Below are 24,805 nucleotides of genomic sequence, written 5' to 3' on the forward strand. Positions count from 1 at the left end.
CCGCGCATGAGGCGCGGCCCGGCGCGGCCCGGCGCGGATGGTAGCCGAGGTCAGCGCGGACGGGCGGGCTTGCCGGCCGGCCGGACGCCGGCGCCGCGCACCTCGAACTTCACCGCCTGCAGCAGCGCGCCGTCCTGTCCCGTCAGCTTCAGCTCGTGCCGCCCCGGCCACGGCGCCCAGTGCAGCCGCTCGCCCTGCCCCAGCCGCTTGCCGTCCATCCACCAGGTGCCGCCCTCGCCTTCCAGCACGATGCGCTGCGCGGCCGGCGGCATGTCGGGGTCGATCGCGAAGATGCTGCCGTCGCGCGGGCTCGCGATGCCGAAGCGCTGCGTGCCGCRCACCTGCGCGCCGGCGCTCCAGCGCGGCTGCTCGGTGCCGGCGACGAAGAACTCGTCGCGCGCCGCCTCGCGCTGGTCGTCGAAGCGGATCGCGGCCGACACCACGCCGGCCGGCGGGGCGGTGCGCTTCGACGGCGTGCCGTCGTGCAGGAAGCGCACCAGCGCCTGCCACACCGGCGCGGCGCCGCTGACGCCGCTCACGTCGTGCATCGCCTCGCCGCTCGCGTTGCCCACCCACACGCCGACGGTGTAGCGGTCGGTGAAACCGACGCACCAGTTGTCGCGCATGTCCTTGCTGGTGCCGGTCTTCACCGCCGCAAAGCCCTTCGTCACCAGGCTGCTGTCCAGGCCGAAGGTGCGCGCCCTCGCCGCGTTGTCGGCCAGGATGTCGGCGACGAGCCAGGTCGCCGCCGCGTCGGCCACGCGCTTCGGTGCGGGCGCCGGGCCGCGCAGCGCCGGCGGCGTGAACATCCCGCCGTTGGCCAGCGCGCGGTACGCATTCGTCAGCGCCAGCAACGTCACGTCGGCGCTGCCCAGCGCCAGCGCATGCCCGTAGTAGCCGCCGCTCTCGGGCAGCGCGAGGCCCAGCGCATTGAGCCGCGCCACCAGCGCGTCCGGCCCCAGCATCGCGCCGACCCGCACCGCCGGCACGTTCAGGCTGGCACCCAGCGCGGTGCGCGCGCTGACCCAGCCCTTGAACGCATGGTCGTAGTTCTGCGGCAGGTACAGGCCGTTGCCGGTGGCCAGCTGCGCCGGCGAATCGTCGAGCAGGCTGGCCGGCGTGATCAGCCGGCGCTCGAAGGCCAGCTCGTAGACGAAGGGCTTCAGCGTCGAGCCCGGCTGGCGCCGCGCCAGCACGCCGTCGACCTGGGCCGCATCCGACAGGCCGCCGCTGGAGCCGACCCATGCGCGCACCTCGCCGCTCGCGTTGTCGAGCACCACCACCGCGCCGTCCTCGACATTGCGCCCCGACAGCTCGGCCAGTTGCCGCTGCAGCGTGGTCACCGCGAAGCGCTGCAGCCGCGCATCGAGCGTCGTGGCTTGCGTCGGCTTGTCGCCCAGCACCACCTGGCGCGCGAAGTGCGGCGCGAGCTGCTCGCCCAGCGGCATGCCGCCCTGGCGCATCAGCGCGGTCTGCGCCAGTGCGGTGACGCCCTTGCAATCGAGCTTCTGCAGTTGCAGCACGCCGCAGGCGCGCTGGGCCACCACCGCCGGGGCCGCGTTCGGCCCGCGCAGCAGCGCCGCGGCGATCGCGGCCTCGTCGACGTCCAGCCCGCTGGCGTGCTTGCCGAACAAGGTCTGCGACAGCGCGTCGATGCCGACCACCTCGCCGCGAAACGCGACCCGGTTCAGGTAGGCCTCGAGGATCTCGCTCTTCTTCCAGCGCGCATCCAGCCGCGTCGCGGTGACGGCCTGGCCGAGCTTCTGCGCCACGCTGCGCCCGCCGGCCGGCCGCGCCAGGTCGTCGTCGAGCAGGCCGGCCAGCTGCATCGTCAGTGTCGACGCGCCGCGCGTGCGCGTGTTCCACAAGTTGGCCCAGGCGCTCTTCGCGACCGCGCCCCAGTCGACGCCGCTGTGCTCGTGGAAGCGGCGGTCCTCGCTGAGCACGATGGCCTGCAGCAGCGCCGGCGAGATGTCCTGCAGCGGGACCCAGGCCAGCCGGCGCGCGCTCTTGTCGACGCGCACCGTCTGCAGCGGCGTGCCGTCGCGCGCCAGCAGCGTGACGTCGGACGGCTTGTACGCCGCCTTCACCTCGTTGAAGGTCGGCAGCGCCTGCGCCGCGCCCGCTGCAAGCAGCAGCGCAGCGGTGCAGGCGTGCCATCTCACGGCGCGACCTCGATCAAGGCGTTCGGCAACTCGCCGAAGCTCTCGGGCGCATACATCGCCTCGACCCGCGTCGGCGGCAGCGCGAAGCGCCCCGGGTTGTTCAGGCGCACGGTGTACTCGATGACGTGCTTGCCGCGCGGCAGGTGGTCGTAGTAGCTGCGGAAGGCCTCGAAGCTGCGTTCCTCGTAGACCGGCCAGCTGCCGCTGCGCTTCTCGCCCTGCGTCGCGACCGCGCTGTCGCGGCCGAGGCCCGAGCCGAGCAGCGTCGCACCGCCCGGCACCGGGTCGCTGACGACGACCCAGGTCATGTCCGACTGTGCCTCCACCTCGATCCGCACGCGCAGCACGTCGCCGCGCGACCATTTCGTCTTGTCCGCCTTGTCCTTCTGCTCGACCGCCGTCACCGTGCGCACCAGGCTGTAGCCGGCGCGGATCGGTTCCTTCAGCGGGATGGCCGCCAGGCTTTGCACCGTCAGCCACGGCTTGCCGCTGCCTTCCTGCACGACGCCCAGCGTGCCGGGCTTGTCGGGCCACGGCAGGTTCACGACGCCGCCGTCGGCCGACTTGCTCCAGTCGATCGCCAACGGCGCGCCGCCGGTGTTCGCGACCGTCCTGCCGGCCACCTTGGCCGACTCGAACTTCGCCGAGAACTTGTCCAGCGCCAGCGAGCCCCACAAGTTGGCCGTCGTCGTCAGCCACGCGCCGCCGCGCTGCCGGCCCAGGCTGCCGACCACCATGCGCGGAAGGTCGTCGCGCCAGGCCGGGTCGTCGAGCACCGCCAGGATCAGCCGCGCCGCGTTCGCGTCGGCGCTGTCCATCAGCCACCACCAGAAGTCGTCGCCCTCGTTGCTGAAGCGCAGCGTCGTGCCGGCATAGGTCAGCCGGCTGCGCAGGATCTGCTGCGCCTCCTCCAGCCGCTTCGCTTGTTCGGGCACGCCCGGCACGCGGCGCAGGATGTTCAGCCAGTCGATGACCGCGGCGGTCGGCCACTGGTTCGGCGTCAGGTTGATCGAACCCAGCATCTTCGGCTGCGCACGGCCGTAGCGCGACAGCGCCTCGACCGCGGCGAGCTTGCGCACGTCCAGGTCGGCGCGCGGCGACCAGAACTTGCGCTCGATGCGGCCTTCGACGAAGGCGCCCAGGCCGTCCAGCATGCTGTCGCGCGCGGCCGGCGGCAGCTCGAAACCGGCCTCGTGCGTGGCCGCCAGCACATAGGCCGTCAGCCGGTCGCTGCCATGCGGCCCGTCTTCGGCGCGCGGCGGGAAGTAGCTGGCCAGCCCGTCGCTGTCGAGGTAGGTCGGCAGCGCGTTCGCGACGCCGGCCCACAGCTTCGCGTCCTTCAGCCCGACCGACTTCGAGGTCTTCTGCTCCAGGCAGATGAACGGATAGGTCTCGAAGAAGCGCCGGATGCCGGGCAGCGCGCCGCTCAGCTTCGGCTGCACGCCGACGTTCAGGCCGCCGCGCTTGGCACCCGCCTGCGGCAGCGCATCGGCCGGCGCCGCCACCGGCAGCGTGAACGGGCCATCGAGCTGCGACAGCGTGGCCTGCAGCACGCGCACCGGCACCGCAGCGCTGACCAACTGCGTGACTTTCAGCTTGTCCTGCGCCTTGTCGCCGGCCAGCTCCTGCGCACCGGCTTCCCACGCGATGCTGAAGACGTCGGCCGGCACGCTGACCGGCCACACCAGCTCCTTCGCGCCCCCGGCCGGCAGCACCACCTCCTGCGGCGCCAGCTCGATCGGCGTGCGCACGATGTCCGCCCCGCGTTCGCCGCCGCCGTTCGCGCTGCCGGCCAGCGTCGCCCGCACCTTCATCTCGTGCGTGGTGGTGTTGCGCAGCGTCAGCATCGCGCTGAACTGGTCGCCGTCGCGCACCAGCGGTGGCAGGCCGGACAGCACCTGCAGGTCCTGCGTGACGCGGATGCTGGTGCTGCCGGTGCCGAACTGCTGCAGCCCGGCATCGGCGATCGCGACAAGCCGGAAACTGGTCAGCGAATCGTTCAGCGGCACGTCGACCACCGCCTCGCCGTTCGCATCCAGCGCCACCTGCGCCTTCCAGACCAGCAGGGTGTCGAACAGCTCGCGCGTCGCGTTCTTGCCGCCGCCGCCGCCGGCCGCCACCGCCTTGCGGCCGTAGTGGCGCCGGCCGATGATCTCGCTCTGCCCGGTGCTGGTCTCCACGCCCAGCGCGCGCGGCTGCAGCATCGCGCCCAGCAGGTCCCAGGAGTCGTTGGCGCGCAGTGCCAGCAGCCCCTCGTCGACCGCGGCGAAGGCGACCTCGGTGTTGGCCAGCGGCTTGCCGTCGTGGACCACCTTGATGCGCGCCTTGGCGGTCTGGCGCACCGCGTACTGCGGCTTGTCGGCCGTCACGCTGACTTGCAGCTGGTGCTCGGACAGGCCCACCTTCAGCGCCGCGATGCCGAGCTTGAAGGCCGGCTTCGACAGGTCGACCATCGCGGTCGGCGCCTGGTATTCGCGGCCCTCGTACCAGAACGAGCGCACCCAGTTCAGCGGTTCCTTCCAGCCCCAGGTGAAGAACGAATACCACGGCACCTCGCGGATGCGCCCACGCAGCACCAGCACGTTGACATAGACGTTCGGGCCCCAGGCCTTGTCGATCTTCAGCTCGACCGTCGGGTCGTCGCCGCGCAGCGTCAGCACCTGCGTCGCGATCACGCCCTCGCGCTCGACGCTGACCAGCGCCGTCGCCTCGCGGAACGGCATGCGCACCTGCAGCCGCGCGGTCTCGCCGGGGTTGTAGCTCTTCTTCTCGGGCAGCACGTCGATGCGGTCGTCGTTGTCCTGCGCGAACCACAGCTCGCCCTGCTTCGTGACCCAGACGCTGGTGGCCGACTCGGCGAGGTTGCCGGCCTTGTCCTTGGCCTGTGCGATCAGCTCGACCTGGCCGGCGTTCTCGAGCGCCGCATCGCACAACAGCAGGCCGCGGTCGTCGGTGCTGCCGCTGCACACCGGCCCCAGCTCCTTCACCTCGGTGCGGTTGTCGTAGGCATAGAAGCCGCCGACCATGCGCTTGCGCGTGCTGATCACCTGCGACAGGCGGCCGCGCACCTCGACGGCCTGGCCCTTCAGCGGCTTGCCGGCGGTGTCCAGCGCCAGCACCTGGAACTTGACCTTGCCGCGCGCGCTCGCCCACGAGCCGGTCTTCAGCCCCAGCACGACGGCGCTCGGCCACAGCGCGACGGTGGCCGATGCGGTCTGCACCTCGCCGTTCGGGTCGTTGAAGGTCACCTCGGCGACCAGCTCGCTCGGGCGCTTGATCGCCGGCAGGTCCTTCACCGCCAGGTTGGCGGCGCCGTCGCGGTCGGTCGTCAGCGCGAGCTTGTCGGCGACGACGCGGGCGCCGCCATTGCCGGCCACGCCCTCGTCATCATCACTGCGCTCGGCCTGCTTCGGGTCGCGCGGCGGCTCGAAGCTGAACTCGTCGTAGCCGGCGAAGCCGCTGCTGCGGTTGCGCAGCAGCGCGGTCAGCCGCGCCGGCGCCTGCGCCATGCCGCCGCCCGAGAAGTAGTTCAACTGCACCGCGATCGGCAGCTCCTTCGGCGCCACCGCCACCTCCTTCGGCCCGCTGACGCGCGCATCGACCAGCGGCAGCCGGAACTCCTCGACGCGGAAGCTGCCGCTGGTCCAGCTGGCGCGCGGGTCGCCGGCGGCCGCGCCTTCACGCTCCAGCAGCACGTCGTAGACGCCCAGCTTGGCGGCCGGCGGGATGTTCCAGCTCGAGACGGCATTGCGTGCGCCGTTCCAGCTGAGCGGCAGCGTGACCTCCTGGCCGCTGCCCTGGTGGACGATCTTCAGCCGCGTCGGCAAGCGGTCGGCCGGCAGTGCGGCCAGGCCGGCACTGGTCTCGCGCCGCATGAAGTGCTTCATCGACACCGTCTCGCCCGCGCGCAGCAGCGTGCGGTCGAACACGGTGTGCGCCTGCATGTCGGGCTGCGGGTCGTTGCTGGTCGGGAAGTTGAAGCGCCAGGTCTCGATGCCCTTCTGCCAGCTGCTGAAGACGAAGGCGGTGTCGGTCAGGCCCTTGGGCGTGGGCTTGCGCGCGGTGACGAAGTAGCCGGCATCGGCCGGGCACTCGCCGCCGCGCATGGCCAGCGCCTGCGCGACGCGCGCCAACCCGTTCGCATCGGTCGTGCCGGACCACAGCCGCTGGCCGCGGCAGTCGTTGACGGCGACGTCGGCATCGGGCACCGGCTTGCCGCGGTCCAGCGTCGTGACCCACACCAGGCTGTTCTCGCGCCCGAGCTTGAAGTGCACGCCGAGGTTGGTGACCAGCACGCCGGCGCGCACGTACATCGGCGCCTTCTTGTCGAGCAAGGCCTCGCCGAGCCGGCGCGACTCGATCTCGACCACGTGGTAGCCGGGGTCGGCAATCGGAATGCCGACCACCTCGAACGGGCGCGGGTCGCCGCCGTTCAGCTGCGGCAGGTCCATGCGCTTGACGTCGGCGGCGGCGTTCAGCAGCGACAGCTCGCGGGTCTCGACCACGCGCTCGCGCCGCACCTCCTTGCTGCGGCCCTTGGCGTCGGTGACGCGCTCGACCTCATAGTGCTGCGCGGCCGGCAGCCCGGCCTCCTTCGCGGTGAGGCGGCTCTCGTGGTAGCGCGCGACGCGGGCATACCACTGCAGCATGTCGGCATCCGAGCGCAGCGTCTTGATGCGCACCGCTCCGCCGCCGGCGGCCGTGCGCAGGTCGCCCTGCACGTGGCGCAGCGTGACCGGCAGCATCGCGTCGGCGTTCAGCTCGATGACGCCGAACGGCGCGGCGGCGAACTTGGCGATCGGCGGCGCGTCGCCGGTCGCCACCTTCAGCGGGAAGCTCGCGGCATTGGCCAGCGTGCGGCCCGACACGTCCTTCAGCTCGCGCGGCAGCTCGATGCCGAAGGACATGCGCTCGGGCAGCGGCGTCGGGAAGCGCAGGCTGTCGACCTCGGTCGCCTTGTCGTCGGCATCGAACTCGGGCGCCAGCGCCTTGCCGTCGGCGGGCTTCAGGCGGATGGCGGCGGCGAGCTCGCGCGGCAGCGGCGACGAAAAGCGCAGCGTCAGCGGGCGGATCGGCAGGCACGGCGCCTCGGCACGCTCGCGCTCGCAGCTGAACTCGGCGGTGAAGGCCTTGCGCACGCGGTAGTTCWGGCGCTGCTCGGTGCGCGTGACGACCTTCGGGTTGACCTGCGCCGCGATGCCGGCGCCCCACACCAGGCGCAGCGCGCTGTCGGGCGGCAGCGGGCGCTGGCAGGCCAGCACGACGATGCGCTCGGCCTGCTTCTCGAGCTGGCGCGCCTTGATCATCTCGTCGCGGATGGCGCCGCCGACGATGCGCACCGGCATGCGTTCGCCGACGCCTTCGACCTCGCAATGCGCGTTGGCGGCGACGCTCGCCTCGACCGCCGGGCCGCTGAGCTGCAGCAGGAAGTGCTGGTCTTCCTCGACCTGGTTGCCGGCGTACGGCAGCGTCGACACGACGGCCGGGCCGCCGGTGCTGAACGCGTAGTCGGTGCTGCCGGTGAGCGCACCGTTCAGCGGCTTCCAGTCGGCGCGCGCCTTCAGCGTGCAGCGCGTGCCGGGCGGCAGCGCCTCGCGGAAGTCGTACAGCCACACGCGGTCGTTGGCCCAGCGGCCCGAGCCGGCACGCACCGGCCCTTCGCACGCGACGTTGAACGGGTCCGGCAGCCGCAGGTCGCCGAACGGCACCACGGCCTCGGAGAACTTCACGGTGACCTGCCGCACCTGCGCGACTTCGCCCTGCGGGCTGACCGCTGCCACCGTGGCGGCCTGCGTCGGCGCCAGCCACAGCGCGAACGTGGCGGCACCGATGGCCCGGGCGATGAATCGTGGCATGCCGTCTCCTCCTGAAGTGCCGGGAGGATAAGCGACGGCGGGACGGTCAACCTTCCTGTCGACGATCCTCTTCCATCTGCCGGCGGCGCTGCACCTCGAGGTCGCGCAGCCGCGCGTCGATGATGGACGCGTCGATGAAGTCGACCTTGCCGCCCGGCGTGCGCGCCAGGCGCTGGCCGGCGCGCAAACGGTCGACCGCGCCGGTGAGGTCGCCGACCGCGTAGTGCGCCTCGGCGTCGGCGCGCAGCGAGCGCAAGCGCTCGCCCAGCTGCTCCCAGGTGCGGCTGAGCTGCTGCCAGGCCAGCGCGTCGGCCGGGTGCAGCGTGGTCCAGGTCTGCAGGTCGTCGGCGCTGCGCTTGACCGTCGGATCGGCCTTCGGCGATGCCAGCGCGACCTGCGCCTGCAGCAGCAGCACCGCGCGCGACGGCGGGCTGCCGGCCTCGAGGTAGGGCTTGAGCACCTGCGCGGCGCGCGGGCCGTCGCCGCGTTCGGCCAGCGACTGGGCCTGCAGCATCACGACCTCGCGTTCGGCCGCGGCATCGCTGCGCGGGCTGCCGCGCACCAGGCCGAGCGCGACCTGCAGGGCCGCATCGGCGCGCGCCCAGTCGCGCAGCATGGTCGAGGCCAGCGCGCTGGCGTAGGCGGAGTTCAGCCGCTCGGCGACGCCGGCGTTCGGCGCCACGCTGTCCTGCGACTGCGCGCGGCGCAGCGCGTCGGTGCGCGGATCCATCATCACGCGCGCCCGCGCCTGCGCCGCGACGTGGGCCAGCACGCTGACCGGCGGCACCGGCGCGGCGGTGCCCAGGCGCTGGCGCGCATCGCCGATGCGCTCGGTGGTGATCGGGTGGGTGCGCAGGTAGGGGAAGCCGCCGCTGTCGTTGAGGTGCGAGGCCTGGTCGAGCTTCTCGAACATCGCGGCCATGCCGCCGGGCGCGAAACCGGCACCGGTGAGCACGCCGAAGCCGATGCGATCGGCCTCGCGCTCCATGTCGCGCGAGAAGTTCAGCTGGCCCTGCACCGAGGCCGCCTGCGCGCCGGTGAAGATCGCGTTGGCGCCGTCGGTGCGGTTGCTGCGGGTGGCCGCCAGCACGCCGAGGATCATGCCGGCCAGCCCGAGCAGCGACTGGCGCCGGCTGTTGACCATGCCGCGCGCGATGTGGCGCTGCGTCACGTGTGTCATTTCGTGCGCGAGCACCGAGGCCAGCTCGTCGCGCGTGGCCGTCATCGCGATCAGCCCGAGGTGCACGCCGACGAAGCCGCCCGGCAGCGCGAAGGCGTTGACGGTCTTGTCGCGCACCAGGAACGGTTCCCATGCGAAGCGCTGGTCGGTCTCGGCGCCGATGTTGCCCTGGGCGCGGGCGGCGGCGACCAGCGGCTGCCAGATCGACTGCAGGTACTCGAGCAGCACCGGGTCGTCGAGGTAGTCCGGGTCCTGGCGGATCGATCGCATGATCTGGTCGCCCAGCTTGCGTTCGGTGCCGACGCTCAGGTCGTCGGACACGGAGTCGCCGAGGGCCGGCAGGTTGGCCTGCGCGTACGCCGGCATCCACGCGGCGCTGCCCAGCACGGCCAGCGCGCAGAGCGTGGCGGTGAAGCGGGCGGCGACGGACGGGCGGGATCTGGGGTTGAAGCGGGTCATCCGGAAGGCTGCAGGACGACTGCAGGAGCAAGGGCGGCCGGTCGCTATGATGCCAGCGCCACGTTGCCCGGATGTTTCCCCCCATGACCAAGCCCCTTCCACCAGTGCAGGCGGAACCCGCCGCGGCGCTGACGCACTTCGACGCGCAGGGCCAGGCGCACATGGTCGACGTGTCGGCCAAGGCCGAGACGCACCGCATCGCGCGGGCCAGCGGGGTGATCCGGATGCTGCCGGCGACGTTCGCGCTGATCGCCTCCGGCGGCGCGAAGAAGGGCGACGTGATCGGCATCGCGCGCATCGCCGCGATCCAGGCCAGCAAGCGCACCGCCGAGCTGGTGCCGCTGTGCCACCCGCTGCCGATCACGAAGGTGGCAGTCGACTTCGAGCTCGACGCCGCCGAGAACCTGGTGCGCTGCACCGCGCAGGTCGAGACGCTCGGGCGCACCGGCGTCGAGATGGAGGCGCTGACCGCGGTGCAGGTCGGGCTGCTGACGGTCTACGACATGTGCAAGGCGGTCGACCGGGGGATGGTGATGGGCGAGATCCGGGTGCTGGAGAAGCAGGGAGGGAAGTCGGGCGACTGGGCCGTGCCTACCTGAAATCCTCGTAGGTCAGCGGGCGATCCGGCGGCAGGCACTGGAACGGCAGCGGCGCCGCATCGGTGCGCGGCAGTGCGCAGGGTGCGAAGAACTCGTCCGACCCCGGGTTGTTGAACTCGCGCAGGCGCTGCGCGACATAGCGCGCGCGGTCGGTATCGCCGCTTTCGTCGAGGGCCCTGGCCCAGGCCATCATCAGGCGGGTGTCCAGCAGGTAGTGCGGCGCGCGCTTGAAGGCGGCCAGCGCCTCGCCGGGGTGTTCGACGGTGGTGCCGGCCGCGTAGTCGGCGTGGTGTGCGAACAGCCAGCTGCGCTGGCCGTCGGCGATGCGGTCCGGCAGCGGCGCAGCATTGATCGGCGGCGAGAAGATGACCACGACCCGCATGTAGTCGGTCACCGACACGATGGCGCCGAGGACGAGCAGGGCCGAGCCGATGCCCAGGGCCACCGACGCGCGCGGCATGGCGCGGGCAGCCGCGGCGCGGTCCTGGCCGACGCCCCCCAGGCAGATGCCGAGCGCGAAGGCCGTGGGCAGCAGGAAGTAGGCATACCAGAGGGGGTACTCGAGCATGCTGTGCACCGCCATCATCAGCACCATGGCGAGCGCGCTGCGCTGCGTCAGCACGTCGGCCGAGTGCGCCTGGCGCGACGCGGCGAACGCCTTCCACAGCGCCCACAGCAGCAACCCGATGATCAGCAGTGCCAACGGGATGCCGAGCTCGACGAGCAGCTGCAGCGGCAGGTTGTGTGTGTGGTCGAAGAATGCACCCGGCCGGCCGGGGAAGGGCGTCAGCGTCCATGCGAAGTTGAACTCGCCCCAGCCGACGCCGAACCACGGATGCTGCGCGATCAGCGACAGCGCGTTGGCCCAGATGCCGAAGCGCGAGCTGGAGGGATCCGAGCGGTGGATCTGCGAATCGCCGGCGAAGGTTTGCGCGCCGGCCGTGGCAAACATCCATGCCAGCACGTACAGCACCGGCGCCAGCCACAGCAGCATGCGCGTGAAGCGCGACAGGCTGCGGTCGGCGATCCCCCACACGGCCAGCAACAGCACGCAGACCATGCCGGTGCGGGACACCGTCAGCACGACGCCGAGGACCAGCGCGCCCATGGCCACGAGCGACACGGCGCGGCCCACGGCCAGCAGCGGACCGCGCGGACGCTCGATCCAGGCTTCGTGCAGGCACACCAATGCCGCGAGCGACCACACGAGCAGGCTGCTCAGGTGGTTGGGCTGGCGCAGGTTGCCGCCGGCCCGCCCCGGCGTGGCGGGGTGGGCGATCCAGTTGCCGTCGGCCCATTGTGGTGCGAACGACTGGACCCCGGCCACCGCGAGGCTGAGCAGCCCGGCGATGAACATGGCGACGCAAAAGGCCCGGAAGACCGGATCGCGCTGGTCGAGCGACCTGCCGACGGCTACGCCGACCGCCAGCACGACGACGCTGGCAAGGATCATCCCGGCGGACGACAGCGCCAGCGGCCACGGCAGGCCCGAGACCCCGCCGGCAGCCAGTGCCGAGAGCGCGAGGATCAGCAGGGCCGCGGTGGCCGCCAGCGACGGCGCCGCATCGCGCCGCGCACCGGCCTGCAGCGGCACCGTGGCGCACAGCACCAGCGCCAGAACGCCCCATCCCGCCAGTGCCGCCGCCTGGTTCAACAGCGTCGCCGACGGAGGAACGTTGAAGGCGAGCAGCGAGGGAACGGCGATGGCCGCCAGGGCGAGACCGCCGACGAGGGCCGGCTCGGCGCGAGAGGAAGAGGTCATCCGGGAATTCTGCCCGAGGCGCCAGCAAGTAAACTTGCCGACCGGTCAGTGCCCTGGAGGAGCGCAAATGCTGAAATGGTTGGACGCGAAGGAAGAACAGGCCTTCGGCACACAGCTGGCGAAGTTCTACATCGAGCGCGTGCCCTTCGAGTCGCCGTTCAGCACCAAGCAGTTCGCCACCAAGACGCAGGAGGTCCTGAAGAAGGTCGACCTGCAGGTGTTCAACTTCAAGACCGGCCGCTCGATGAACGTCTACAAGAAGGCCAAGCTCGGCAATGCGTTCAAGTGGGTGCTGCGCGACGCCGGCTACGACACGGAGTACGTCGACGGCCTGACCGAGTGGCTGATGCACCGGCTGTGAGCGGCGCAGCGGGCGGGGGCCGGCGGTGACGGGCTGGCTCAGGAGACTGCTGGCACGGGATCGCAGCGCAGCCACGCCTGCAGATGACGGCGGCGCCACCGCGGCAGCTCACATCCAGGATGGAAATGCCTTGCTCGGCAATGGCCGACTCGAGGAGGCGGCCGCACGCTATCGCCTGGCCGCGGAGGCTGCACCGCACAATGCCGATGCTCACGTCAATCTCGGTTTCGTGCTGCTCGAATTGAACCGGCCAGCCGAAGCCTTGCCGGTGCTGCGCCAGGCCGCAGTGCTCGCGCCTGACTCGGCCGATGCGCACTACCTGCTCGGCACCGCGCTGGCGAAGCTGCATCAGCCAGCGGCTTCGGTCCCGGCCTTCGAGCGGGCGCTGGCCCTCAACGGGGATTTCGTCGCCGCGCATCGCGACCTGGCCAAGGCCTTGCACGACATTGGCCAGCATGCGCGTGCAAAGGCGCTGTTGCACACCGCAGCGGCGCTCGACCCGCGCTCGCCCGATCTGTACCTCTTTCTCGGCAACATCGCGCTGCACGAGATGGAACTCGATGCTGCACTGGCCAGCTACGACCGCGCGCTGGCCATCGAACCCAAGCTTGCCGTGGCGCTCAGCAACAAGTCGCAGGCTTTGCTGCAGCTCAGCGATTTCGATGGCGCGGCAGCGGCGGCACGGCGTGCCCTGGCGCTTGATCCTTCCTTGCATTTCGCCCGCAGCAACCTGCTGATGACGCTGTCCAGCGATGGTCATACGTCGCCACAGGCATACCTGGAGGAAGCGCGTCGCTACGGCGAGGCGGTGACGCCCGCGACGATCTTGTCGACGGTCCGCCGAACCGGTGGGTTGGCCGGTGCGGGCCAGCCGTTGCGGATCGGCTTCGTGTCCGCCGACCTTCACAACCACCCGGTCGGGTTCTTCCTGGACAGCGTGCTGGCGCACTGGGACCCCAGGGGGAAGATGGATGCGATCGCCTACAGCAACCGGGCCGCAGGCGATGAGCTCACGGCCCGGCTCAAGGGACGCTTCAGCGAATGGCACGACATTTCCAGCCTCGACGACGACACGGCGGCGCGCAAGATCGCCGCGGACCGCATCGATGTGCTGGTCGACCTGTCCGGCCACACCGCGGAGAACCGGCTGCCGGTATTCGCGCGGCGTCCGGCACCGGTCCAGGTCAGCTGGTTGGGGTATTGGGCGAGCACCGGCGTGCCGGCCATGGACTGGCTGATTGCCGATCCGGTCTCCGTGCCACCGGAGCAGCGCGGATTCTTCAGCGAGTCGATCTGCTACCTTCCCGACACCCGCCTGTGCTTCACGGCGCCGGGGGGCGACGGTGTGCCCGAAGTGGCAACGCCACCGGTCGTCGCCAAGGGCCATGTCACGTTCGGATCCTTCCAGCGCCTCACCAAGCTCCATGATGCGGTGCTGACGCTGTGGGCCCAGGTGCTGGCGGCAGTGCCGGGTTCGCGCCTTCGGTTGCAGTCGAAGCAGATGCAGGATCCGACAGCACGCCGGCAACTGCTCGCACGGCTGCAACGGGTCGGCGTCGACGCCCGGCGCGTCGAGCTGGTGCCGGCGAGCGCGCGTCTGGCCTACCTGGCGGCCCACGCCGAGATCGACATCCTGCTCGACACCTTTCCGCACAGCGGGGCGACCACCACCTGCGAAGCCCTGTGGATGGGCGTTCCCACCGTGACGCTGGCCGGGTCGACGATGCTGGCGCGCCAGGGTGCGAGCCTGCTCGGCTGCGTGGGTCTCGCGGACTGGGTGGCGCGCGACGAGGCACACTATGTCGAGTTGGCGGTTCGCCACGCGGGCGACATCGACGCGCTGGCTTGCCTGCGCGCCGGGTTGCGCGAGCAGGCTGCAGCGTCACCATTGTTCGATGCCGGACGCTTCGCGGCACATCTGCAGGCGGCGCTGCGCATCATGGCCGGCGTCGACGAATCGGCCGCCTGAGCCGATTCCCATGTCTTGAATCTTGAACTTCTAGAAAGAAACCGATGATCCTGACCCGCTTGCTGCGCCGCTTGTTTTCATCCAGACCGCTGCAAGGCGATCACGTTTTCGGCCAGCTGCAGCGCACGGCTTCGAATGCCGCGGTGAAACTGCCGGCGCTGTCGACCCCGGCACCGGATCGCGTCCCCAACTTCTTCTTTCCGATCCTCTGGTCGACTCGCAACAACGAGGCTGTCGCGTCATCGGCGCGAACGATTGCCGACTTGGTGAATGACGGTCACTATTTCGGCGACAACCTGCTGACCTGGGGCCGCAACATGTCGATGCTGGACGACCAGCCGTTCGTGCAGGCCTGGAAGACCAATATCGAGAGCGCTGCCGACCAAGCGATCCTGTGGCGGCGGTATGTGCTGGCCTGTGCCGCGTACCACTGCGTTCAGCTGGGTGGCGATTTCGTCGAATGCGGCGCCTACACGGGCGTCGGCATGAAAACGGTGATGGACTACCTCGGAGGAACGGACTTTCCGCGCACCTTCTGGGGCTATGACCTGTTCGAGCACGATGACACGATGCTGCACCACGCCATGCCCGAGCATGGAGCAGGGTTGTATGAGCGCGTACGACAGAAGTTCGCGGCTTACCCGCAGGTGAACCTGTTGAAGGGAACAATCCCCGATGTCTTTGCCCAAGGCTGCCCCGAGAGCATCGCCTACATGCACATCGACCTGAACCAGGCACCCGCGGAGATCGCCGCGCTCGACCATCTCTTCGACCGCATGGTGCCGGGGGGCGTGCTGATCCTCGACGACTACGAATGGGCAGGCCCCTACCGCGTACAGAAGCTGGCGGAGGACGTGTGGTTCGATGCGCGCCAGTACCGCGTCATGCCGCTGCCCACGGGTCAGGGCCTGGTGATCAAGCGCTGAGCTTCACGGCGCAGGCCAAGTCACTTGGAGGAGGGCGGGCTGCCGGACGGCCAGCGCGGCCCACAACACCTGCATGTTCCGGCATCCCGGCTCCGTCTCGAGTTTGCAGATTCGTCGGAGTACCTGCGCCGACTCGTCAGGCCGCTGATTCAAGGCCAGGGCCGCTGCAAGGCGGACCATGTTCGGCCCGGAAGGAAAGCGGGCAACGACTCTGCGCATCTCTGCAAGTTGGGCCTCGGTCATGTTCTCTCGCTCGGGCGTCCGCCCCAGTCGCAGCACTGCGTCCAGATGGGTGAGCATGCGAATCGGCGCCGCATCAGGACGGGACTTGCCGAGGCCGATGCGGGCCTGCTCGAATCGCAGCATCCGCATCTTCTGCTCGATGGCGAAGTAATCGAGAGACACCACGACGAGGACGCCCGTCGCACAGCACAGCAGCAGTGGCGACACCCACACCGGAGTGGCGCGCACCGATGCCGGCAGGACGTTCGCACACAGCAATCCGCACAACATGCCGGCCGGCAGCAGGAAGTAGGTGTACGCGAGCGGAAATTCCACCTGGGCGTGGACCAGCATCGCCATCAAGCCGGCAAGTGCGAGCAAGGTGGTCGAATCAGCCGTATGCCTCACGGTGCGCCACAGCCAGGCGCAGAGCCAGGCAACCATCGCCAGGCCCAGTGGCACGCCGTTCCAGACCAGCAGGTCGAGAACCAGGTTATGGCTGTATGCCAGCACTTCATGCGTGGCCGGAAACCCGGCAACGACGGCATATTGAGCCACGCCCGATCCCATCCAACCGTACCCCTCCCAGGGTTGCAGCTGCAAGGCAGCCACCATCTCGCGCCAGTGGATGAGGCGATTTCCGGTTGACTGCTCTCTCAACACCGCATCGCGTGCGACCGATTCGCCCAGCATCGGATCGAGAAGCGTCCACGCCAGTTGAGCCAACGCCAGCAGTGCCACGCCGACAGCCAGGTGCCGCAGGCCGAGGCGGCCGGTCCAAGCACGGCGCTTGCAGATGGCCAGCGCCAGGATGACCACCAGTTCGAGCCAGGCGACACGGGCTTGCGCCAGGACGAGGCCGAAAGCGAGCAGTCCGGCCAGCAGCACGCTGGCCAATGTGCCGATGCGTCGGCGATCGAACAGGCAAGCGGTAGCGAGCAACCCCAGTACCAGCAGCGTTGCCAGCAGGTTGGGTTGGAGCAGGTTCGCGTACGGTCTCTCGTGCGGAATGAGTTGGTTCACCAGCATCGGCAAGTCATCCGGCACCAGCCATTGACACAGGGCCATTGCGGAAGAAGCGATGGCCCCGAGCAGCGCTGTCCAGGCAGATGCTTCCAGTACGCGACTGCCCGACCACAGACGGCTCGCATGATGACCGGCGACAACCATCGCGGCGAACGAGAGCAGGTACAGGCTGGCCAGGATCGCGTCGCCGAGAAAACTCAGCGTGCCGGCCAGGAATTGCAGGAGCGGAATGGCGGCCATGGCCGCAGCGGCGACAGCCAGAGACGGCACGGCCGCAATCCGCCAGCGAAGGGCGTGCAGGATCGCCGTGCAGCCCAGCAGCGCTGCCATCGCCATGGCGAGTTCAGCATGGAACGCGGTCCATGGCAGTTCGTGGGTCGGCATCAGCCACGCCAGCGACGCGCAAACGGCGGCCCCCCAGAGCATGAGCCGTATCGGCGAATCCATCGGCCCGTGAACAGGCAATGCGGCGGGATTCAGAGTCATGTCGAAGGCAGTGAACGCTCAAGCAGAAAAGGCCTCCGAAGAGGCCTTTATCTGGTCAGCTAGGAACCGATTACTTGCAGCTGGAAGGCAGGTACTTCGCTTGGATCGTGCCGCTGCAAGACCAGGACACTTGGCCAGTCGACGTGTCGAAGTTGCCAACCAAGGTGATGTTCGAGCCAGAGATGGCGGGTTCGCTCTTGGCGATCGCGGTAATCGTGCCATTTGCGGTACCAGCGCTGCTGTAGGCCACGCTGGAAACCCATTGCGACTGTTGGCTGTTGATGACGCCCGACGTCGTGGTCGGCATGCCGCCGTAGCTGGCAGCTTGTTCCGAAATCGAGGTCTTGCCCGACGAAGCGGCCAGGATCACTTCGGAGACCTTGGCGCGGACCGTGTAGTCGCGGTAGGCCGGCAGCGCAACCGCTGCCAGGATGCCGATGATCGCCACGACGATCATCAGTTCAATGAGGGTAAAGCCTTGTTGGACGCGTTTCATGAGGAATGGCTCCTGAGTCGGTTGAGGAAAGAGACGGAACTGCCGCTCGCACTTCTCATTTGCAGCGTTCATGCCAACGCAATCCACCCCCCTAGAACGGTAATGCTCCGCGCTTTCGTGGTGCATCTGACACCGAAGCGACCAAACTTGTCATTCGACGACGTCTTCCGGGGCAGCTCGCCCGACGTTTTGTGTCAGGGCGTTAGAGTGCCGCCCATCTGCATCGGCAACAACGTGTTCGCGCCAGATCGCCTCGAGCGCATCCTCGAGCCGGCGGGCAAAGAGGCGCACGTCGAACAAAGCGGAGGCGGCGACCCGGCTTCTCATCGATTCGCGCAGGCGGACCAACGCGTCGATGTCGGTGGCGAGTTGCACGCCCTTGCGAACATAATCGCCGCGGTCCACCGCCACCCATTCCGGCAGGTCAGCCGCTCGCAGCATGGTCTCGCCCTGGCGCGAGATCATGGTCTCGCCGCACAGGGTCAGCGTGGGCACCCCCATCCACAAGGCTTCGCAGGTCGTCGTCCCGCCAGGAAACGGGAAGGTGTCGAGCACGATATCGATCTCTGAGTAGGTCTTGAGGTAGGCGTCGCGCGATACGGGGCCGCGGATCATCACGCGGTCAGCAGTGATGCCGACACGCGCCAGACGGGCCAGGGTCTGCTCGACGGCCTTCGCCCGTCCGGTCTGGACGCTCTGGATCAGCAAGCGCGAGCCCGGCAGCCGTTCCATGACCTCGCCCCACAGGCTGATGACATCGTCGGTGATCTTCGGCAGGCGCTGGAAGCAGCCGAACGTGATCACGCCGCGCTGCAGCGCCGGCAGCGGCTCGACCGGTGGCGTCGTATCGGCCGGCGGCGGCGTGAAGCACAGCCGCGTCTGCGGCAGCCGCCAGACGCGCTCGCTGAACTGCGCTTCGTTGCCGGGCGGCACGCAGCCCTCGTCGGCCAGGACATAGTCGATCGCGCTGACACCGGTACTCGCAAAGTAGCCCAGCCAAGTGATCTGCAAGGGCGCAGGGCGGTACGCGAAGACGCCCAGGCGGTTTTCAGCGCTGTGCCCGGACAGGTCGATCAGGATGTCGACTTCGTCCGACCGGATGCGGCGCGCCGCGGTCTCGTCGTCCAGGCCCTTGAGGACAACCCAGTGCTTGAAGCGCTGCTTGACCCGTGCCGTGAGCGCATCCTCCAGGCCTTGCGTGTGGTAGCCGACGAGTTCCAGCTTGCCGGGATCCAGGTGATTCAGGATGCCCTCGATGAACAACCCGACCGGATGCACCCGGAAGTCGCCGGACACGAAGCCGACGCGCAAGGGTCGGCCCGGCGCCCTGTCGCGCGGGGCTGCAGGAGGCAACGGTGCGCGCGTCAACTTGGCATCGAAGCGGCGCGCCTCGGCCAGGTACTGGTCCGGCGTTTCGTGGTCGGTGATCGCCAGATAGAACAAGAGGTTGCTGTGGGCGATCAGGTGATCGGGCCATCGCCGAAGGACTTCGCGATACGCCGCAATGGCGCGCTCCGTCGCACCCATGTCGCCCAGCGCGCTGGCCAGGTTGCATCGCGCGTGTGGATTGTCAGGATCCAGCCGGATCGCCTCCTCGTAGTGCTCGATAGCCTCGTCGATGTTGCCGAGTTTGGCCAGTGCGATGGCGAGGTTGCCATGGATCTCGGCAATTGGCTTGACCGACAGGCCCTGACGGTAGACGGCGATTGCCTCGCCGGCTTGACCATTCTCGTCCAGCACGAGGCCCAGATTGGCATAGGCACTCGAGAGGTCCGGCCGCAACGCCAAGACGCGGCGATAGTGCTCGACCGCCTGCACCGTCTTGCCCTGGGCCCTGCAGACCCCACCCAGCTCGCTCAGCGTGTCCGCGTTGCGTGGATCCAGTTCCAGCGCGCGCCGCAGAGCCACTTCCGCCTCGGCGTAACGGCCCTGCGCGTTGCGCAACATGCCCCATTTCACGTGAGCGTCGGCCAGCGTCGGATCCACGTCGATCGCCTGCTCGTAGCTCGCAATGGCTTCCTCGAACAAGCCCTGGCTGCGCTGCACGCTGCCGATGTTGGCGATGACCTGCGCATAGTCCGGCCGAAGTTCAAGTGCGCGGCGATAGTGCGCAATGGCGGCATCCGGCTGCCCTTCGGCGGTACAAACGTTTCCAAGGTAGTGGTGGAAGTCCGGGTTCAGCGGATTCCGCGCGATCGCTTCCTCGATGATGGCCCGGGCATCAGCAGCGTCCCCCTTCAGCGCCAGCATGCGGCACAGGTCGGCACGCGCCGGCTCGAAATCCGGCCGCAACGCCAGCGCCATGCGCATGTGCTCGACAGCTGCGTCGAGATCCGGCACGCTTTCGAGCGCCCCGGCCAGCATGTACTGCGCATCGAACGATTGCGGGTCGAGGGAAACGGCCTGCCGCAACTGCTCGGTCGCTTCAGCCGCTTCGCCGAGCTGTTGCAGTGCATAAGCCAGGTTGACGTGATGCGCCGCGATCTCCGGCTCCTTCGCCACCGCCGCCCGGAATTGCTGCGACGCCGCCAGCATCTGGCCGGCCTTGAGCAACTCCACACCCAGTTTCGACGGATCAACCGTCTCGCGTTCCGGTTCCGGTTCCGGCGCCATCGCCGCAGCAGCGCGTTGCGGCCCGCGCAACCAGTCGAAGAATCCCATAAACCCTCGGAGTCAACCCACGTCGATCACGTCGCCGGCGACGAGCATGCGAATCCGGTGGATGGTAGCAAGGCCCGCGATCTCGCTCATCACGGCGTCGGTCTCGCCCGGCTTGATGTGGGTGATGTGCACGTCGACGCTGTCCTTCAGCGATGCCAGTTCGTGGCCGAGCGCGGCCGGGCACAGGTGCCGGCTGATGCGCGCCAGCTGCCGCTCGTCGTCGCTGAAGGCGGTCTCGATCACGAGGTGGGCCACCTTCAGCTGCGCCAGGCGCTCCCACAGCGGCGGATTGGGGCCGGTGTCGCCGGTGTAGATCCACCAGCCGTCCCGGCCCTGCAGGCCGAAGCCGACCGCCGGCACCGTGTGGGCCGCGCTCAGCACCTCGAAGGTCTTGCCGCCCAGCAGCAACTGCTGGCCGACCTCGAACGGCCGCAACTGCAGCACCGGCTGCTCGCGGCTGGGCAGGCGGGTGAAATCGGGCCAGATCACGCCGTTGAAGATGTGCTGGCGCAGCGCCTCGAGGGTCTGCGGCAGCGCGTGCACGACGATCGGCGGCCGGCCGGCGGCCATGCGCCGGCGCATCACGCTGTCGGCCAGCAGCCCGATCGACAGGATGTGATCGAGGTGCGAGTGGCTGATCAGGATGTGGTCGACTTGCGCCAGCTCGTCGAGCGAGAGGTCGCCGACGCCCGTTCCGGCATCCACGAGCACGTCGCGGTCGACCAGGAAGGCGGTGGTTCGGCTGCCAGCGGCAATGGCCCCGGAGCACCCGAGGACGCGTATTTTCATGGCGGAGGCAGAGGCGAGCGGCGCGGGCGGACCCGCAGGATGGAGCGCTCAATGCTGACCGTGACCGCCGCGCGATGCAAGGTGCGAAGCCGCGATTGGGGCCGCCTTGAACACCTCGATACCCGCCAGTCGGGGTCGACGTGAATTGCTTCACGCCGGCCGGGCTACAGGAAACCTTCGCCGGCGCCGAGCCTGGGAGTCAGGCCATCAGGCCTGCACGAACTGCATCTGCGTGCCGGCCAGCTCGATCACGTCACCGTTCTTCAGCGGCAGCGTGTCGCTGGACAGCGGGTTGCCGTTGATCGTCGGGCGGGTCGCGCCTTCGACGTGGGCGAACACGTAGCCGCCCGGGCGCTTCGTGATCGAGGCCACCTGCACGCCCGGCTTGCCGACGGTGGTCACGACCTTGGTCAGCGCGACCTCGCGGCCGGCGGCGGCGCCGTTGAGCACCTTGATCGTCGCCGGGTTGGACGACTGGCCCAATCCGCCGAAACCGGAGGCCGGGGCCAAGGTTTGCGCAAAGCCCTGGGCAGACGGCACCGGCGCGGCGCCCGGCTTCATGATCATCGTCTTCTCGTAGTCGGTGCCGTCCTCGACCAGGTACTTGATCTTGTACTTGCCGATTTCGACCGTGTCGTTGTGCGCCAGCAGCTGCTTCTTGACGGCCTTGCCGTTGATGTAGGTGCCGTTGGTGCTGTTCAGGTCTTCGATGAAGACGTCGGAGCCCACCATCTGCAGCACCGCGTGCTCGCCGCTGACGGCCAGGTTGTCGATCACGATGTCGTTGTAGGGCCGCCGTCCAAGGGTCGTCTTGTCCTTGGTGATCTGCACTTCCTTGATCACGACCCCGTCGAGCGATACGACCAACTTGCCCATGCTTGACCTCTAGTCTCTCTTGTATGTCTGGGCCCCTGTGGGCCGTTCGAAATGAGCTGGCAACCTCGGAGCTGGCAACCTCAACGCCGGAACGGCCACCAGGACCGGGGCGCAATGCTCTGGCCCCGTACCCGGACCAAGACCACCGCGATATTATCCTTTCCACCGGCGTCATTGGCCGCGTCAATCAGCGCGGCACCCGCCTCTTCGAGCGAGTCGTGCGCCTGCAACACCTGGCCGATGCTTTCGTCGTCCAGCATGTCAGACAGCCCGTCGGAGCACAGTAAGTAGATGTCTCCCGGCATCAGGTCGTGCAGGTGGGTCTCCAGCAGCACGGTGTCCTCGACGCCGACGGCGCGCGTCACCAGGTTCTTGTTGGCGGAAAACGCGGCCTGCTCGGGCGTGATCAGCCCCGAATCGATCTGTTCCTGCAGCAGCGAGTGGTCGTGCGTGATCTGTTGCAATCGGCCGGCGCGAAAGCGGTAGCCGCGCGAATCGCCGACATGGCCCATCAGCAGCCTGCCGTCGCGGAAGGCGCCGACCACCAGCGTCGTGCCCATGCCGGCGTACTGCGGGTTGGAATTGGCCGCGTTGAAGATCGCCCGGTTGGCGTTGTCCACGCAGATGTCCATCGCCCGGCGCACGTCGGTGTCGGACGCATTGCCCGACGCTTCCTGCAGCCAGCGGCCCAGTTCGGTCTTGATGAACGAGGTGGCCATGCCGCTGGCGACCTCGCCGGCGTTGTAGCCGCCCATGCCATCGGCCAGCACCACCAGGGCCGATGCCTCGTGCACCGCGACGGAATCCTCGTTGTTGTTGCGCGCTCGGCCGGTGTCCGTGGCACTGAAGAATTCAAGCGACATGGCGTTGGCGGACACGGGCAGAGTCATCGAACCTTCAAACCGAGGGGGTCAGGAATTGTGCCTTGGATCGGCTCGATCGAACTTGACGGTCGCGGCGAATCCGCTGGAATCGGGGGGTGCGGATCCTACAGCCGGCGCGGCCGGCAGGGCTTCCAGCGGTGGGGCGGCCTCCAACAGCGAGGCCACCTGGCGCAGGTCGGCGGCCAGCTGCCGCCCGTCGGCATAGCGCACTTCCGGGCGTTTCTCGAGCGCCAGCGTGACCACGTTGGCCAGCATCTCCGGCAGTTCCGGGCGCAGCGTGCGCACGTCGGCCGCCGGCTCGTTGGCGATCTGGTGCATCAGCGTGGCCATCGATTCCGAGCGGTGCGGCAGCAGGCCGGTCAGCATCTGGAACAGCAGGACGCCCAGCGAATAGAGGTCGCTGCGGCCATCGACCCGCAGCCCGGCGAGCTGCTCGGGCGACATGAACGACGGCGTGCCCAGCACCATGCCGGTGCGGGTGCGGCTGGAATCGGAGATGCGGGCAATGCCGAAATCGGTGACCTTCACCGCATCGGCCGCCAGGTCGACCATCACGTTGGCCGGCTTGATGTCGCGGTGCACCACGCCCTGGCTGTGCGCATAGGCCAGCGCCTCGGCGATGCGCGCCACGATGCGCAGCACCTGCGGCACCGGCAGCAGCCGCCCGGGCTGGCTGTGGCGTTGCAGGTCTTCGCCCTTCAGGTACTCCATCGCGATGTAGGCGAGCTCCTGGTCCTCGCCGGCGTCGTAGATGGTGACGATGTCCGGGTGCTGCAGCCGGCCGGCCGTCTCGGCCTCGCGGAAGAAGCGGCGGCGCGCCTCGGCCAGCTCGTCGCCCTCGAATTCCTGGCTCAGCGCCATCGTCTTGATCGCGACCTGACGGCCGATCTTGCTGTCGCGCCCCAGGTAGACGGCGCCCATCGCGCCGCGGCCGATCTCGCGCTCGATGCGGTAGCGGCCCAGCGTGCCGCCGCCGGCGCCAGGGCGGGTGGAGACCGCCGGTGGCGGCGCCGTCGCCGGGGCGGCGGCAGCGCCGGCCTCAGGCGTGCGACGGGCTCGCCCGCTTTCGAAACCCAGGTGGCCGGTGAGCAGGGCGGCCAGCGGCGCGGCCCACGACAGCCAGGCCGCAGCCGACAACAGGCCCCAGCCCAGCAAGGCCTGCACCACCGCCAACACCACCGTCGCGAGACGGCCGCGCCCTGCCGGCAGGCGCGGCAGGACCAGGCAGACGTGGGCGACGCTCAGTGCAAGCAGCACGGCCACGATCGCGATCGACGTTGTTCTTGCCAAGGCGATGGCCCGCACCGTGGGCCCCGTGGGTTGGAGCGGTCACCTTATCACAGCGACCCGGCTTTCAGCCCTCGGCCGCGGCCTTGGACGCACCACGCTTTTGCAGCCACAGCCCGACCACGACCACCAGCACCGCACACAGCCCGCCGACGATGAAGTCAGCCTCCGGGACGGTGGCGTGGAACCAGTCGCGGGTCGACGGGTCGCTGACGAACATCTCGCCGGCCAGGAAGCCCAGCAGCGCGGCGCCCAGCGTGATGATGATCGGGAAGCGGTCCATGATCTTCATCAGCAGCGTGCTGCCGGCGATGATCAGCGGGATCGACAGCGCCAGGCCGACGATCAGCAGCGGCAGGCGGGCATTCTCGGGCGCGCGGTCGGCGGCACCGGCCACGGCCAGCACGTTGTCGACGCTCATCACCAGGTCGGCCACCAGGATGGTGCGGATCGCCGCGCCCATCGTGCCGTGCGACTTGACCTCGCCGTCGTCCTCGGCATCGACCAGCAGCTGCACGCCGATCCACAGCAGCAGCACGCCGCCGATCACTTTCAGGTACGGCAGCTGCAGCAGCTGCACCGCGACGATGGTCAGCACGATCCGCATCACGATCGCGGCGGCGCTGCCCCAGAAGATGGCCTTCTTCTGCTGCTCCTGCGGCAGCGAACGCGCAGCCATCGCGATCACCACGGCGTTGTCGCCGGACAGCAGGATGTTGGCGGCGATGATGGCGCCGAAAGCGCCCCACAAGGCTCCTGACGTGAAGTCCATGGGTGGATCCTGTTGCTAATGTTGTTGACG

At 69.2% G+C, this 24,805-nt stretch carries 16 protein-coding genes; 4 read left to right on the forward strand and 12 right to left on the reverse strand.

Features of this window, described 5'->3' with window-relative positions; genetic code table 11:
• Window positions 1–50: 50 nt before the first annotated feature.
• Genes pbpC through AC1DYN_RS01315 form a run of 3 tightly spaced genes read right to left on the reverse strand, consistent with a single transcriptional unit; the run spans window position 51 to window position 9,659 of the window.
• Window positions 51–2,165, reverse strand: a complete 2,115-nt coding sequence (gene pbpC / locus AC1DYN_RS01305) for a penicillin-binding protein 1C (protein WP_477957280.1) — start codon at window positions 2,163–2,165, stop codon at window positions 51–53.
• Window positions 2,162–8,020, reverse strand: coding sequence for an alpha-2-macroglobulin family protein (locus AC1DYN_RS01310; protein ID WP_477957281.1), 5,859 nt, complete (start codon window positions 8,018–8,020; stop codon window positions 2,162–2,164). The genes pbpC and AC1DYN_RS01310 overlap by 4 nt, the downstream gene beginning before the upstream one ends.
• A gap of 46 nt (window positions 8,021–8,066) precedes the next feature.
• Window positions 8,067–9,659, reverse strand: a complete 1,593-nt coding sequence (locus AC1DYN_RS01315; protein WP_477957282.1) for a M48 family metalloprotease — start codon at window positions 9,657–9,659, stop codon at window positions 8,067–8,069.
• Window positions 9,660–9,742: 83 nt separating this feature from the next.
• On the opposite strand from AC1DYN_RS01315, the gene moaC reads away from it, so the two are divergent.
• Window positions 9,743–10,258 (forward strand): cyclic pyranopterin monophosphate synthase MoaC, encoded by a 516-nt coding sequence (gene moaC / locus AC1DYN_RS01320; RefSeq protein ID WP_477957283.1) that lies wholly within the window; start codon window positions 9,743–9,745, stop codon window positions 10,256–10,258.
• Here moaC and AC1DYN_RS01325 read toward each other — a convergent pair.
• Window positions 10,251–12,020 (reverse strand): PglL family O-oligosaccharyltransferase, encoded by a 1,770-nt coding sequence (locus AC1DYN_RS01325; RefSeq protein ID WP_477957284.1) that lies wholly within the window; start codon window positions 12,018–12,020, stop codon window positions 10,251–10,253. The genes moaC and AC1DYN_RS01325 overlap by 8 nt on opposite strands.
• A gap of 67 nt (window positions 12,021–12,087) precedes the next feature.
• Between AC1DYN_RS01325 and AC1DYN_RS01330 the strand changes: the two genes are divergently transcribed.
• From AC1DYN_RS01330 to AC1DYN_RS01340, 3 genes are read left to right on the forward strand one after another with little or no spacing between them, the layout of a single operon-like run.
• Window positions 12,088–12,381: a hypothetical protein gene (locus AC1DYN_RS01330; protein WP_477957285.1), complete on the forward strand. Its 294-nt coding sequence runs from the start codon at window positions 12,088–12,090 to the stop codon at window positions 12,379–12,381.
• 25 nt (window positions 12,382–12,406) lie between these two features.
• A complete protein-coding gene (locus AC1DYN_RS01335; RefSeq protein WP_477957286.1) occupies window positions 12,407–14,350 on the forward strand; it encodes an O-linked N-acetylglucosamine transferase, SPINDLY family protein in 1,944 nt (647 codons plus the stop codon).
• A gap of 44 nt (window positions 14,351–14,394) precedes the next feature.
• The gene (locus AC1DYN_RS01340; RefSeq protein ID WP_477957287.1) at window positions 14,395–15,276 is read left to right on the forward strand and encodes a TylF/MycF/NovP-related O-methyltransferase; all 882 of its coding nucleotides are present in this window, start codon (window positions 14,395–14,397) and stop codon (window positions 15,274–15,276) included.
• A 3-nt stretch (window positions 15,277–15,279) separates the two neighbouring features.
• Here AC1DYN_RS01340 and AC1DYN_RS01345 read toward each other — a convergent pair whose 3' ends face one another.
• The 8 genes from AC1DYN_RS01345 to AC1DYN_RS01380 form a co-directional block, all read right to left on the reverse strand.
• Window positions 15,280–17,010, reverse strand: coding sequence for a PglL family O-oligosaccharyltransferase (locus AC1DYN_RS01345; protein WP_477957288.1), 1,731 nt, complete (start codon window positions 17,008–17,010; stop codon window positions 15,280–15,282).
• A gap of 70 nt (window positions 17,011–17,080) precedes the next feature.
• Entirely contained in the window at window positions 17,081–17,506 is a 426-nt protein-coding gene (locus AC1DYN_RS01350) for a pilin (RefSeq protein ID WP_477957289.1), read from the reverse strand.
• A gap of 150 nt (window positions 17,507–17,656) precedes the next feature.
• Window positions 17,657–20,167, reverse strand: coding sequence for a tetratricopeptide repeat protein (locus AC1DYN_RS01355; RefSeq protein WP_477957290.1), 2,511 nt, complete (start codon window positions 20,165–20,167; stop codon window positions 17,657–17,659).
• A gap of 12 nt (window positions 20,168–20,179) precedes the next feature.
• Window positions 20,180–20,956: an MBL fold metallo-hydrolase gene (locus AC1DYN_RS01360; protein WP_477957291.1), complete on the reverse strand. Its 777-nt coding sequence runs from the start codon at window positions 20,954–20,956 to the stop codon at window positions 20,180–20,182.
• A gap of 207 nt (window positions 20,957–21,163) precedes the next feature.
• Entirely contained in the window at window positions 21,164–21,832 is a 669-nt protein-coding gene (locus AC1DYN_RS01365; protein WP_477957292.1) for an FHA domain-containing protein, read from the reverse strand.
• An 80-nt stretch (window positions 21,833–21,912) separates the two neighbouring features.
• On the reverse strand, window positions 21,913–22,695 hold the full coding sequence (locus AC1DYN_RS01370) for a Stp1/IreP family PP2C-type Ser/Thr phosphatase (protein WP_477957305.1): 783 nt from the start codon (window positions 22,693–22,695) through the stop codon (window positions 21,913–21,915).
• Window positions 22,696–22,743: 48 nt separating this feature from the next.
• Window positions 22,744–24,021, reverse strand: coding sequence for a serine/threonine-protein kinase (locus tag AC1DYN_RS01375; RefSeq protein WP_477957293.1), 1,278 nt, complete (start codon window positions 24,019–24,021; stop codon window positions 22,744–22,746).
• A gap of 49 nt (window positions 24,022–24,070) precedes the next feature.
• Window positions 24,071–24,775: a TerC family protein gene (locus tag AC1DYN_RS01380; RefSeq protein ID WP_477957294.1), complete on the reverse strand. Its 705-nt coding sequence runs from the start codon at window positions 24,773–24,775 to the stop codon at window positions 24,071–24,073.
• Window positions 24,776–24,805 lie beyond the last annotated feature (30 nt).

The sequence above is a fragment of the Rhizobacter sp. P2_D12 genome, assembly GCF_056404395.1.

Excerpts from the sequence above, each read along its gene's own strand:
- AC1DYN_RS01355 (WP_477957290.1), bottom strand. The coding sequence starts at position 20,167 with ATGGGATTCTTCGACTGGTTGCGCGGGCCGCAACGCGCTGCTGCGGCG.
- AC1DYN_RS01330 (WP_477957285.1), top strand. The coding sequence starts at position 12,088 with ATGCTGAAATGGTTGGACGCGAAGGAAGAACAGGCCTTCGGCACACAG.
- AC1DYN_RS01370 (WP_477957305.1), bottom strand. The coding sequence starts at position 22,695 with ATGTCGCTTGAATTCTTCAGTGCCACGGACACCGGCCGAGCGCGCAAC.
- AC1DYN_RS01360 (WP_477957291.1), bottom strand. The coding sequence starts at position 20,956 with ATGAAAATACGCGTCCTCGGGTGCTCCGGGGCCATTGCCGCTGGCAGC.
- AC1DYN_RS01345 (WP_477957288.1), bottom strand. The coding sequence starts at position 17,010 with ATGACTCTGAATCCCGCCGCATTGCCTGTTCACGGGCCGATGGATTCG.
- moaC (WP_477957283.1), top strand. The coding sequence starts at position 9,743 with ATGACCAAGCCCCTTCCACCAGTGCAGGCGGAACCCGCCGCGGCGCTG.
- AC1DYN_RS01380 (WP_477957294.1), bottom strand. The coding sequence starts at position 24,775 with ATGGACTTCACGTCAGGAGCCTTGTGGGGCGCTTTCGGCGCCATCATC.
- AC1DYN_RS01365 (WP_477957292.1), bottom strand. The coding sequence starts at position 21,832 with ATGGGCAAGTTGGTCGTATCGCTCGACGGGGTCGTGATCAAGGAAGTG.
- AC1DYN_RS01350 (WP_477957289.1), bottom strand. The coding sequence starts at position 17,506 with ATGAAACGCGTCCAACAAGGCTTTACCCTCATTGAACTGATGATCGTC.
- AC1DYN_RS01340 (WP_477957287.1), top strand. The coding sequence starts at position 14,395 with ATGATCCTGACCCGCTTGCTGCGCCGCTTGTTTTCATCCAGACCGCTG.
- AC1DYN_RS01315 (WP_477957282.1), bottom strand. The coding sequence starts at position 9,659 with ATGACCCGCTTCAACCCCAGATCCCGCCCGTCCGTCGCCGCCCGCTTC.
- AC1DYN_RS01325 (WP_477957284.1), bottom strand. The coding sequence starts at position 12,020 with ATGACCTCTTCCTCTCGCGCCGAGCCGGCCCTCGTCGGCGGTCTCGCC.